This window comes from Micromonospora parva (assembly GCF_000718515.1).
Classification (GTDB): Bacteria; Actinomycetota; Actinomycetes; order Mycobacteriales; family Micromonosporaceae; genus Micromonospora; species Micromonospora parva.
In genome coordinates, this window is record NZ_JNZS01000033.1 from 23,340 (window position 1) to 35,790 (window position 12,451).

Here is a 12,451-nt window from a genome sequence, read left to right on the forward strand (position 1 = left end):
AGACCTCGCGCCAGCCGGGTCAGAAGGTGGCGATCGGGTTGACCGGGCTGCCGGACGTGCCGGCGAAACGGACCGGCGCGACCGCCAGTTGGAAATCCCACTGGCCGAGTTCGGTGGCCGTCGCCGCGCACGCCTCCAGGTCGCAGTTGTCGAGCAGCCACAGGCCCATCGCCACCAGGCTCACGGCGTGGACCGGCATCAACACGGCGTCGTACCCCGAAGGCTGAACGTCCTGGGGGGTGTCGGCGCCGATCAGCGCGACGCCGCGTTCGTGCAGCCACGGCAGGCAGGACGCGTGCCAGCCCGCCTGGGTGAAACCGCTGGCCGCGCCGTTCTCGTGCCGGAAGCGGCCGTAGCCGGTGCGCAGAAGGACCGCGTCGCCGGGTCGCACCCGCACGCCCTGGCGACGCTCGGCCTCGTCGAGATCGTCGGGAAACACCCCCTGCCCCGGCGTCAGCCATGGCACATCGCGGGCCGCCGCGACGTCCAGCAGGACACCCCGGGTGACGATCCCGTCCGCCGCCGCCGTGACGGCCGCCCACGCCGAACCCGTCGCGGCGTCGACAGACGAGTGCGGCCGTCCGTTGTACAGGGCGCCGTCCCAGAAGATGTGGCACGGCGAGTCGAGGTGGGTGAGGGTATTGCCGTGGAACGTGATGCCGAGCCGCTCGGATGAGAAACCCCAGTGCCGGTCGGCGTGGAAGTGCGCCGGCATGTTCTCGGCGCCCGGCATGTCGGCGGCGCACGGGCAGACCGTCGTCGACCGGTCCATGTCGCCCGGTACGGCGACCTCCCACGCGCAGGACACGCTTCTGCCGTGGCGTACGGCCCGCGCCGCCGCCAGCCGCACGTCGTCGGTGATGTGGTTCAGCGTTCCGCGCTCGTCGTCGTCGCCCCACCGTCCCCAGTTCGACAGCGTGTCGAAGTATCCGAGCACGTCGTCCTGGGTCGGGATCGGTCGCCCGGTCGTCATCCCCGCATCGACTCCTCTGCTCACGTGGTGCGCGACACCGCGGCTCAGGGTATCCGGCCGCGACACAAGCACAGGCCGGGTGGCGGCACGGGTCCGGCCAGGGCGTCGGTCGACTAGGGCTCGGCTCGGGCGGACCGGCACTGTTGCTGCACTGCTGGATTCGGCAGGTCGGCATCCCTGGTCCAGCCGAGGAACCGGCGGTGCAGCACGCCGGCCGGTGTCCACGGCATGTCCTCGGTCGCCTGCACGAGGTAGGACCCGAGGTAGAGGGCCAGCGACACGGGAGCATCCGCATACTCCGCGCGCAGCTCGCGTTTGCGGGTCCGGCAGGGCCAGGGCAGACCGCAGCCACCGCAGCTCCAGATCGGCATGACCGGACCGTGCACGGTCACCGCACACCCGCCAGGAAGCGATCCGTGATCGCCCGCGCCTGCCGGCTGGTCGCCCAGTCCACCTGCCAGCACGGGTACGGCGTGAGCCGTGCCCACCACGCCCGGCAACCAACACACATGCCGTCCAGCCCTCGGACGTGCACCGCGAGGATCGTCTGCTCCTGGCCGCCGTTCACTCCTCACCCACCTGCGGCCAGTGACCCCGACTGATCGGAATCCGGTGCCGGCCACGGCAGGGCAGGTCGGCTCCGCAGCGGCAGATGCGCCGCCAGAGCTGCCACGACCACACCGGCCGATGCCGCCGGGCAAAAGTCAACGCGGTGGCCGAGAGGTACTCGTCGTACGAGACGCGCCGGCTGCTCACGGTTGACCGACTGACCGAGTTGGTTACGCGTCGGGTCACCGGAGATCCTCCGGTCGGTATGCGCTGAGTTGGTCTGCTGATTCGTGATGGCCCGGGCACCGCCGCAGTTGCCTCGCGTGGTCGAGCAGACGCTGCTGCGCCGCCGCCTGCTCAACGTCCTGGTACCACTGTCCGGTCCCGGGCGGTGGCGGTGGCTGAGGCCGCCGAAGCAGCCACCGCATCAACGCGCGCAGCTCAGACCAGATCGACACAGACTCGCCCCCTCGATCGACCAACAGGGGCGGCGATGAGACTCTGTCCGGTCTCAAGCAGGCACAGGCTCGCCGCCGCCAGTGATCGGGACGCTACGAGTGGCCACCCGCTGTGGCAGGGAGAGTTTGTACCTCAGGGAGGGTTACCCGATCATGCCGATGGCGAGGGCCAACTCTCGGGCGTCCTCACCGACCGTGCCCGGCCGGTTCGACAGCTCCAGGGCGACAGTGCGGGCGTACGGGTTGTGTCGTACCGTGTCGACGCTCTCCCGCAGTGCCCGGCCGAGCAGGTGCACCGCCGCCACCTCCCCACGGTCCAACATGTGCGCCCGAGCGGCATCGATCAGCGCGGCAGCCCGGCGGGTCTGCGAGGGCAACGCCCGATAGTCGGTGGCGTCGGCCCGCCGCACCGCCTCACCCGCGCGGCACAGGTCCGTCTCGATGGAGACCGCGTACGCCGCGCACGCCGCCGATCCGAACATCAGCCACGGATGGACGTACCCATCGTCGAGCCGGCTCGCGGCCGAGTCGGCGGCATCCCAGGCCCGCCACGCCCGACCGGCCCGGCCAGCCTTGCTGTGGCCCAACGCGATACCGAGCTGCACCTGACCCCACCGCGCCAACTGCTCGCCACCCGCCGCCGGGTCAACCAGACCCGCCGCCTCGACCAGCACCTGCTCGGCGGCATCCACCTGATTCGCGCCCCGATAGACGTGCGCGTAGTACCAGGCAGCCACCGCCATCGCCGCCGGGTCGTCCGCGTCCCTGGCCGCCGACATCGCCCGGTCGGCAGCCAGCCACACCAACTCCGGCAACGGCTGGTGCGCCAGATACAACTGCACCAGGTGATACACCCGCGCCAACTCCACCAACGCCAGCCGCCGGTCCCCGCCGTCAAGCATCCGGGCACTCCGCTGCGCATCCGTCAGCAGCCCCGGAAGCACCGCCGCCACCGCCGTACGCTCAGTCGTCGACCGATGCCACAACGCCCACGCCTGATCCACCAGATCACGCATCACGGCAACCGGCGTCACCGCGCCCACCGGCATCGACGCCCGCTGCATCACCGCAGCCACCTTGCCGACCTCGGAATGCCCAGCCCTGGTCACCGACGCCACCGGCAACGACTGATCACCCGTCAGCTGCGCAAGATCCGGGATGTCGAGCACCTCGGCCAGCCGTAGCAACATGGGCAGGCGGGGCGGCAGTAGCCGGCCATTCTCCAACGCCTTGACCCACTCCGCGCTACGCCCGACCAGCCCGCCAAGAACCGGCCGAGTCTTCCCCACACGCTCGCGATACATCCGCAGGCGTGCACCAAAGGTCGCGGAATCGCTCATCATCGTCTCCCAGGTAGCGGTCTGGGCAGCGGATCACCAGCCGTTACGCCAGCGGACCACCACGGTCGACGGTACTCCCGCCCACTCGGAACAGGTGGAGTACGCCGCGACGTCGGCCCCAAACGAACCCGCGCGACTTGGGCAGGCTCGCGATGTTCGCTTGAGCGGTGCGCGTGTAGGGATGTTCCGGCCCAAGGACACGGGTGTAGTCCGACACGACGGCGCTGAGGATCAGGCGGGCCCGCCGACGCCGCCCGGTGGTTGCCAGGGCCAGGCCGAGGTTGCGCCGGGCGTTGAGTGACGACGGGTGATCGATGCCGAGGACGCGCTCCCGGTCTACAACCGTTCGCTCGAACAGCGCTAGTGCCTCGGTGTGACGTCGACCGGCGAGCAGCGCCCGTGCCAGGAACAAGCGGAGTCGGATCGCCTGCGGATTGTCGTGCGGTAGAACATCGTCCATACGCCGCACGAGAGCACGGAGTTGGTCGATCGCCTCATCGTGTCGACCAGCGGCCGAGTACGCGGCCGCGCGGTACTGCGGCCACCAACTGAGGTGGACGTCGGCTCGTTGCTCGTCGGTCTCGAGGGTCGCGTTCTCCTCATGCAGTCGGACGCCTTCGTCGGCCCGCCCCGCCCGCACATAGCTGCGTGCCAGCTCACCCCGAGCGTTGATCGTCGAGCCATGGTCAGGGCCATAGACCCTCAGGTTCTCCGCGAGGTTCTCCTCGAACAACGGGACGGCTTTGACGAGGTCGCCCATCGAGCGGTAGGTGCTCGCGAGATTGATCCTCGCGGCCATGGTGGACGGCGCGTCCTCGCCGCAGACACGAATGCTCTCGACGAGGTTGTACCGATGGATGGTCAAGGCGCGGTCCAGTTGACCCCCGCATTCGCAGCAGTAGCCCAGGCGGTTGCGGGCGCTTACCGTACTCGGGTGGTCGTGGCCGGCCAGGCGTATCCGGTCCGCCAGGGCCTGCTCAGCGTAGGGGACAGCCTCACTAGGACGATCGGCTGTTACATAGGCGTCCGTCAGTGCCTGTCGCGCCAGGGCGATGGATTCGTCATCAGACGGCGCGAGCGCCCGGTGCTCGGTGAACACCGTGATGCCCGTGGCCACCGCACGGCTGAACTCCCCCATGCTGGTCAGCCGTTCGACGCTCCACCGCCGCAGCCGTAACAGCTCACCGCACATCTCATCGTCCTCGCCGTCGCTCACCAGAACCGTTTGCGTCTCGGCCCAGACCTCGGCGATGTGGTCCACCAGGTCGACGCCGGAGTCGGGTTGCGCTTCCGTGGCACGGGTCAACAGCGTCAGCGCATCCCGGACCACGTCGCGGATTCGTCCCTCCGCTCGGGCCCGCGCCAACACCACCTGGCGGGTGAGCCGATGCATCGCCACCCGTGTGCCGGTGACGTCGAAGCCAACAACGGAGGCGTTCGCCAGCCCGCCCAAGGCCTCATCGACGCTCGCCGGCTCGGTGTGCAGGTTGCGCAGTAGGTCACGACGAACTCCCGCCTCCGACAGCACGGCCATGAGATCGATCAGACGGCGGGCCAGCCCGTTCGGATCGCTGTCCTCAACCTCGTTGACCGACAGCAGCGTGGCTTCTTCCAGACTGCGTGGATAGTCGTCACCGGGCACGCGGGGAAGCAGCGACCTCAGTGGCATCGATCGAAAACCGGCCAGGTACTCGGCGAACGACCACCGGTGGCGGCGGATCACGGCACCCGCCTGCGCCAGTGCGAGCGGCAGTTGACCCAACTCCCGCGCGACCAGCGCGGCGGCTCCCGGGTCGTCGAGGTCCGCCCGCGAGCACAAGAAGGTCACCGCTTGCGCGGGCGTGAAGACCTCGACGTGCACCGTGACGCCGAAGACAGCGAACTCCTGATTCGTTGTCGTGATGAGCGTATGGACATTTCCGCGCTGCGGCATCCATCGAGCGATCGCGTCGGCATCGAGCGCGTTGTCGAACACGATCACGGACCGTTCCGGTTCGTTCTCAAGCCAGCGGAGTGCGGTGCGCGCGGCCGGCTCGGTGTCGACAACCTCGTCCACCGCGCCCGCCTGCCGCGCGAAGTCAGCAAGCGACGTGACCACGGCAGCGACGTCATCCGCGACGACCCAGACCACCCGGGGGACGTTCGCGCGCAATTGGTCGCGCACGTGCGTGGCCGCGAGATGCGTCTTCCCGACCCCACGCCCTCCCATCAGTACGCACACCTTGCTGGTCGCCAAGACCGTCCCGACCTCAGCCAACAACTCCACACGACGCAGGTGCGACACCGGCTCACGCGGGACGTCACCGACGACGAGCGGACCGCGTGAACCCCCATTGCCCCTCACCGCCGCAGCGGGCGGGGTCGACACAGACGAGGCGGGCGTCCGTCGCAATTGCAGGAAAGCGGCAACGGTCCCCAGAACGGTGAGGGCCGCGCTCAACGCGCCGATGGCTACCTCCGCATCCACGGCATCTACGGAACCACAGCCGGTAGCGACTCGGGTACATCCGATCGATCACCGTCGTGGCGGTTGACGCGGCACCGCTCATGCGTCCCGACGCCCAGCCCTTCGGCGTGCCGCTGGGCCGGACGCCTGGATGGCGTCCGGCCCAGCGTGCGGGGTGGAGCTACTAGAGCCGGGCGGCGCCCGCCTCGGTGGCCTCCTGCACGGCCGAGGTACGGCGTACCTCGGCGCGCTCGTCGCCGGCCTCCTCGCGGTCCGGTGCGGCCACCCGCGCCGCCCGGTTGGTGGTGGCCGCGGCCTGGTCACCGGTCACGCCGCCACGGATCCGGTTGTTCGCGGCGACCTGGGCGGCCGGGTCGTTGGACGTCACCGCCAGCTGACCGTTGATGATGTTGTCGTCGACCGTGACGCCACCGGTCGTGCTGGTGACGCTCACGTCCCCGCCCCAGTAACCGCCGGAGGCGCAGCTGTCGAGGGTGCCGTTCGGGCCGAGCTGCACACCACCCAGGTTGCCGGCGAAGGTGGCCCGGCCCTGGACGGCACTGCCACACACCACGCTGCCGGTGGCGCTGTTGAGCACCGACAGCGTGCCGTCGACGAACGAGTCGTGCAGGTCGGTGTAGTAGGTGCCGGTGCTGCTGACGTTGCGCTGCACCTGCGTGCCCCGGTCCAGCCGGACCTCGCCGGCACTGACGTTGACGTGCCCGCTGACCGTCGACGCCTCGGCGAAGAGGAAACTGTCGATGGTCGTGGAGCCCTTCGGCCGGACGGTGAGAGTGCCGGTGCTCGCGTCCTTCAGGAAGATCCCGTAGCCCCCGGCGGCGAGCACCACCTGGCCGGCGACTGTCGTCTCGGTGGCGTCCAGGTACCCGTCGGCCGCGACGCGCACCTCGCCGCTGATCCGGCCACCGGTCACCACCAGGTTGCCGCCGGCCGCGACGGTGACGTTGCCGGTGATCGTGGTGCCGGTCAGCGCGCAGGACTCGCCGGCGGGCACGAGCAGGTCGTTGGGCACGGTGACCGCACCGCCGGTACCGATGCAGTGGGTGACCAGGTCGGCGTGTGCGGTGGGCGCCACGGCCAGCACCGAGGCCGCGATGACGGCGCTCACGGTGGCCAGCTTGGCGACGGTACGTCCGGGCATCGTGTTTCTCCCTGTCGATGAGGTTCGAGGACTCATGCGCCGACGTCCGATCGGGCCGCGGCCCGGACGATGGCGCCCTGCTGCCGCCGGTCGAGCGTGCCGCCGGTCACCAGCGCGGCGGTGACCGCTTCGACGTGTCGGACGAATTCGGCGTGGCCGGGGTAGTCGGCGTGTTCGTCGATCAGATCGTTGATGGTGCAGCCGTCGCCGGTGTCGACGTTGCGGACACCGGTGTCGTCACCGTCGATGACCACCGTGGCCCGGGTGTCGGACTCCGGGCAGGCGTCGGTGCCGTCGGCCACCACGGTGAACGTCGTCGACTGCTCGGCGGCGGCGTTCCCGGCGGTGTCGGTCGCCCGGAAGCGCACCGTGTGCGCCCCGGTGGCGCGAACGGTGACCGGAGTCGAGTACGCGGCCCAGGCACCGGTGTCGAGCGCGTACTCCACGCTCGCCACACCCGAGTCGGCGTCGGTGGCGGTGACGGTCACCGTCGCGCCGCCGACGTACGCGCCGTCGTCGTTCCGGTCACCGGTCACCGTGGCGGCGACGGTGGGCGGGGTGGTGTCGGCGGCCTGCGGCTCGACGACGGTGAAGTGTTCCATCTGCTCGGCCGAGGTGTTGCCGGCGACGTCGGTGGCCCGGTAGTGCAGCATGTGCATCCCGACCGCGGTCACGACGATCGGGTTCGTGTACGCGGTGAAGGCAGCGCCGTCCAACGAGTACTCGATGGTGGCGACACCGGATCCGGCGTCGGTGGCGGTGAGCGTGGCGGTGGCCGTACCGACGTAGTTGCCGTTGCCGTCGCCGTCGCGGTCGCCGGCCAGCGTGGCCTTCACCTCCGGCGCGGTGGTGTCCTGCTCCCCGGCCTCGACGATCCGGAACTGCACCGAGCCGACGGCGCTGGTGTTGCCGGCCTGGTCGGTGGCGCGGAACTGCACCGCGTGGTCGCCGACCGCTGTCACCCGCACCGGTTCGGTGTACGGGTGGAAGCTGGTGTCGTCGACCTGGTATTCGACGGTCGCGACCCCCGAGTCGGCGTCGGTGGCCGTCACCGTCACGGTGGCCGCGCCGAGGTAGTTGCCGTCCTGGTCCTGGTCGCCGGAGACGGTGCCGGTCACTGTGGGCGCGGTGGTGTCACCGCCCCCACCGCCGTCGGTGACCACCAGCTCACCGACCATCGAGCTGTGGCCGGGGATCGAGCAGAAGTACCGGTACCGGCCCGGGGTCAGCGTCACTGTCGCCTGGTGGCGGCCGTCGTTGGCGTCGAACGGGCTGGCCAGGATGTTGACTGTGACGTCGTGGTTGTAGCCCTCGGTGCTGGTGTCGAAGGTCAGGGTGTGCGGCATCCCGGTGGTGTTGCCGGTGGCCGCGCTGTTCTCCCAGATGATCGTGGTCGCCCCGGCCACCGCCGTGGTGGGCGCGGACTTGTAGCGGGTGATGCTGTCGTCGGCGGTCCAGGTCAGCACCTGGTCGGCGGCGACGCGCGGGGCGGCGGAGGCGGGCACCGCTGCCAACGGGATCACCGTGAGCAGGAGCGCCGCCAGCGCGGCCTTCAGTCGTCGGGTCATCGTCTCTCCTAGAGTTCCCGCACGCGGATGTTGCGGAACTCGGCCAGGTCGTTGTCACCGTGGTTCTGCAGGCCGATGAAGCCGCGCAGGAACTGCCGCAGGTCCGTCGGTGGGTCGCCGGCACGCGACGACTGCTTGCCCGGGGTGTTGTCGAACTCGTTGATCACCACACCGTTGCGGATCATCGTGTAGTGCTGCCCGACGGCGCGGATTTCGTAGTCGTTCCACTCGTTCTTCGGGGTGACGCCGGCCTGGGCCAGCGGCACCGGGTCGAAGTTGTAGACCGAGCCGGTCTTCTGCGGTTCACCGGTGTCACCGTCGTAGATCTGGATCTCGTGTCCGCAGTAGATCGCCATCCAGGCCTGCGAGGTCCGGGCCGAGCCGACGGTGCCGCAGCTGCCCGGCGGTCGCTGGTCGAGGGGGGTTCGCAGGTCCGGGAACCGGATGAAGACGCCGGTGTTGGCCCGGCCGGTGCCCGGGGCAATGTCGCGGAACTGCACCTTCAGCGAGAAGTCGCCCAGCTCCTTGGTGTGCCAGAGCATGCCCATGCCACCGCTGGAACGCAGCGACCCGTCCGGTTCGATGCCGAACTTCCCGTCCGGCGCCTGCTGCCAACCGCGCAGCGACTCGGCGGTGCCGTCGAAGAGCGGCTCGTACCCGGTGTGGCCGTCCCGGCCGATCTCCGACGCGGCGGCCAGCCGGGTGAGGGTGCCCGACTCGCGGGTGTTGAGCAGATCGTCGTCCTGCAACGCGCGGGCCACAGCGGTCACGTGCCGGACGAAACCGTTGTGGTCGGCCCAGGTGCTCTCGTCGTCGATCAGGTCGTTGGCCGTGCAGCCCTGCCCGACCGTGCGACTGGGCACCCCGGTGTCCGTGTCGCCGAGCCACACCGTGGGCCGGTCGTCGGGCACCGCGCAGCCCACCGTGACAGTGCTCTGCACCGTCGCCGTCTCACCGTCGGCGTAGGTGACGGTCAGTTTCGCGGTGTAGGTGCCGACCCGGGCGTACACGTGCCGGGGGTCCGCCTCGGTCGACGTGGCGCCGTCGCCGAACTCCCAGCGGTGGCTGACGCCGCCGGAGCGGGAACCGGTGAAGGCCACGGTCAGCGGCTTGTTCTGCACGGCGACCGAGGTCGCCGCCGGTGCCGGGGTGGGCGCCCCGCCGGTGTACGTGATCCGGATCAGCTTCTGGTTGGCGTGCAGGCTGAAGAACCCGCCGCCGTAGTCGAGCAGGTAGAGCGCGCCGTCCGGGCCGAACTTGGCGTCCATCCAGCTCTGCAACCTGGTGTCGCCGTTACCGCCCGGGATGATGGCCCGCAGCGACTCGGCGTACACCGGCGGGGCGGCCTGTGGCACGCCGGCCGGGTCGACGGTGACCGCCACCCGGTTGGCGGCGTTCGACTGGTCGCCGATGAACCACTTGCCGTCCCAGTGCTCCGGCCACGCCACGCCGCTGTCGGTGTCGACGAGGTCGCGGTGGTACGTCGGGCCGGACATGATGGCCTGGCCGCCGCCGCGCAGGTACGGCTGGGTGTAGGTGGCGTCGGCCGCGACGTAGGTCGGCAGACCGCTGCCGTCGGTGCGCTTCGGGAAGACCGGGCCGCCGCCGTCCGGCGAGTACCAGATCATGTTGTCCCGGGCCGCCGGGATGTCCACCAGTCCGGTGTTGCGCGGCGAGGTGTTCTTCAGGTTGTCGCAGTCGTACCAGCCGGTGAGCACTGTGGCGTCGGTGTTGCTGCGGTCGCGGTACGGCTGCCGGTTGCCCATGCAGTACGGCCAGCCCTGGTTGCCGGCCGAGGTGATGATGGTGGCCGTCTCGTACTTCGCCGGGCCGAGGGTGGGACTGGGCGACGAGGCGTCCGGGCCGACCCAGCCGGCGGTCAGCCACTGGTGCTTCGGGTCGATCTGGAGACGGGCGATGTTGCGCACGCCCATCACGTAGATCTCCGGTCGGGTCTTCTCGGTGCCCGGCGGGAACAGGTTGCCCTCCGGGATGGTGTACGTGCCGTCCGGCTCCGGGTGGATCCGGATGATCTTGCCGGCGAGGTCGTTGGTGTTACCCGACGTGCGGCGGGCGTCCTGGAACGAGATCCCCTCGTACTCCTGGGTCCAGTTGTTGCCGGCGTAGCCCTGCGACCCCTCGGAGGAGTTGTTGTCGCCGGAGCCGACGTAGAGGTTGCCCTTGGCGTCGAACGCCATGCCGCCACCGGCGTGGCAGCAGCTGTGGACCTGCACCGGGAACTGCAACAGGTCCTTCCGGGTGGCCTGGTCGATGGTCTGCGCCTGACGGTCGTAGGTGAACCGCGAGATGGTGCGCTGACCGACCCGCTTCACCCGGTCGACCGACTCGTGCGGCATCCAGTAGACGTAGAGCCAGCCGTTCTCGGCGAACGCGGGGTCGGGCACGATGCCGAGCAGGCCCTCCTCGTTCTTCACCAGCTCGGAGCCGCTGCCCCGGTTGCCCATCACCTCCAGGGTGGTGAGCAGCTTGGCCTGCTTGGTCCGCGGGTCCCAGGAGTGGATGGTGCCGCAGCCCTTGCCGACGTTCGGGTTGTTCCAGTCCGCGATCGGGCCGCTCGGGCAGGCCGCCTTGCCGACGTAGAAGACGGTGCCGTCGGGCGTGATGGTGAGCCCGTGCGGCTCGCCGATCTGGTCCAGCTGGCCGGTCTGGTTGGCGGCGGTGAGTCGCTCCACCTTGTAGTTCGACGCGATGGTGGCCTGGCAGTCGCCGCGTACCCGACCGGTGGTCCAGTTCAGCGCGCCGGTGAGGTGCGCGCGGAACGCCTCCTCGCCGTAGCTGCCCTCGGTGTGGCCCATGCCGGTGTAGAACGACCGGCCGCCGTCGTAGTCCCGGCACCAGGACACCGGGTGGAACGGGCCGTTGGCGGCCGCCCCCGGGTTGTAGTGCCGCTCCTCCACCTGGGCGAGCGTGTGCACCGTGCCGATCGGGTTCGGGTCCCAGTTCTCCCAGCGGTCGGACCGGGTGATGGTCATCGGCAGCGACGCGGTGGCCGGGTGCTTGCGGTCCAGGATGTTCACCACCGCGCGGTTCACCGCGGGCGGCTCCGGGGCGGTGGTGCTGCCGGTGAACAGGCGCAGGTCGGCGAGTTGGACCAGCGGCTCTCCGCTGTTCGCCGTGACGTTGAGCCGGTAGCGGGTGAACTCCTGCGGCGTGGCGATGTCGAACCGGCGGGTCTGGAAGCGGTCCGGGAAGATCTGCCCGGTGCGACGGTCCAGGTCGGTCCAGCTCTGCCCGTCGGTGGAGCCCTGCAGGGTCCAGTCCTTCGGGTCCCGGCCGGCGGAGTCGTTGGCCGAGGTGAGCGCGTACCCGGTGACCCGCTTCGGCGCGGCCAACTCGTACGCCACCCAGCCGGTCGGGGTGCGGACCAGCCACTTCGTGTTGGCGTCGCCGTCGGTCAGCTTCTCCTTGGTCTCGTTGGGCGGGTTCTCGCCGCTGGCGGTCACCCGGGCCACCGGCTCGGCCACCGGGATGGCGCCGGCCGGTCGGGTGCCGATCAGGCCGGTGAACCAGGTCGAGTCGACCTGGGCGCGGGCGGCGTCGGCGATGCCGACGAAACCGCCGCCGGCCTTCATGTAGCTCTGTAGCGCCGACTCCTGGTCGCGGTTGAGCGCGGCGCCCGTCGCGGAGAGAAAAACCACGCTGCGGTACGCGGACAGCCCCGCCGTGGTGAACACACCGGGGTCGGTGGTGGCCGTGACATCGATGTCATGACCGGCAGCAAGCTGTTTGATGGTGTCGACCGCACGGGACACCGGGTCCTGCTGCTCGGCCACCGGCCCGTGGAACACCAGGACAGCTGTCCTCTGTGGTTGCGCCGCCTGCGGGGCAGCGGCCGTTCGTGGCGCGGCGGCGGCCGCGGCCGTCGTCGTCGCCGGGAGCAGTGTCGCGAGGGCCGCTAAGGCGGCGAGGGTTCGTCGTAGGTTTCTGGTCATGC

8 protein-coding genes are annotated in these 12,451 nt (G+C 70.1%); all 8 read right to left on the bottom strand.

Going from position 1 to position 12,451, the window contains the following annotated elements:
- Positions 1-19 precede the first annotated feature (19 nt).
- On the bottom strand, positions 20-973 hold the full coding sequence (locus IF22_RS0129775) for a cyclase family protein (RefSeq protein WP_030337656.1): 954 nt from the start codon (positions 971-973) through the stop codon (positions 20-22).
- Positions 974-1,086: 113 nt separating this feature from the next.
- Positions 1,087-1,365: a hypothetical protein gene (locus IF22_RS0129780; RefSeq protein ID WP_030337657.1), complete on the bottom strand. Its 279-nt coding sequence runs from the start codon at positions 1,363-1,365 to the stop codon at positions 1,087-1,089.
- The gene (locus tag IF22_RS0129785; RefSeq protein ID WP_030337658.1) at positions 1,362-1,541 is read right to left on the bottom strand and encodes a hypothetical protein; all 180 of its coding nucleotides are present in this window, start codon (positions 1,539-1,541) and stop codon (positions 1,362-1,364) included. The genes IF22_RS0129780 and IF22_RS0129785 overlap by 4 nt, the downstream gene beginning before the upstream one ends.
- 582 nt (positions 1,542-2,123) lie before the next feature.
- Positions 2,124-3,323 (bottom strand): helix-turn-helix domain-containing protein, encoded by a 1,200-nt coding sequence (locus IF22_RS0129795; RefSeq protein ID WP_036412600.1) that lies wholly within the window; start codon positions 3,321-3,323, stop codon positions 2,124-2,126.
- A gap of 40 nt (positions 3,324-3,363) precedes the next feature.
- Positions 3,364-5,787, bottom strand: a complete 2,424-nt coding sequence (gene fxsT / locus IF22_RS0129800; RefSeq protein WP_156057981.1) for an FxSxx-COOH system tetratricopeptide repeat protein — start codon at positions 5,785-5,787, stop codon at positions 3,364-3,366.
- Between the two features lie 163 nt (positions 5,788-5,950).
- Positions 5,951-6,928 (bottom strand): hypothetical protein, encoded by a 978-nt coding sequence (locus IF22_RS0129805; RefSeq protein ID WP_030337662.1) that lies wholly within the window; start codon positions 6,926-6,928, stop codon positions 5,951-5,953.
- A gap of 32 nt (positions 6,929-6,960) precedes the next feature.
- On the bottom strand, positions 6,961-8,496 hold the full coding sequence (locus IF22_RS0129810) for an OmpL47-type beta-barrel domain-containing protein (RefSeq protein ID WP_030337663.1): 1,536 nt from the start codon (positions 8,494-8,496) through the stop codon (positions 6,961-6,963).
- 8 nt (positions 8,497-8,504) lie between these two features.
- Positions 8,505-12,449, bottom strand: coding sequence for a ThuA domain-containing protein (locus IF22_RS0129815; protein ID WP_030337664.1), 3,945 nt, complete (start codon positions 12,447-12,449; stop codon positions 8,505-8,507).
- Positions 12,450-12,451: the final 2 nt, after the last annotated feature.

What these genes read in the sequence shown, in the direction of transcription:
- IF22_RS0129805 (WP_030337662.1), bottom strand. Translation starts at nt 6,928, where the DNA reads ATGCCCGGACGTACCGTCGCCAAGCTGGCCACCGTGAGCGCCGTCATC.
- IF22_RS0129815 (WP_030337664.1), bottom strand. Translation starts at nt 12,449, where the DNA reads ATGACCAGAAACCTACGACGAACCCTCGCCGCCTTAGCGGCCCTCGCG.
- IF22_RS0129775 (WP_030337656.1), bottom strand. Translation starts at nt 973, where the DNA reads ATGACGACCGGGCGACCGATCCCGACCCAGGACGACGTGCTCGGATAC.
- IF22_RS0129810 (WP_030337663.1), bottom strand. Translation starts at nt 8,496, where the DNA reads ATGACCCGACGACTGAAGGCCGCGCTGGCGGCGCTCCTGCTCACGGTG.
- IF22_RS0129795 (WP_036412600.1), bottom strand. Translation starts at nt 3,323, where the DNA reads ATGATGAGCGATTCCGCGACCTTTGGTGCACGCCTGCGGATGTATCGC.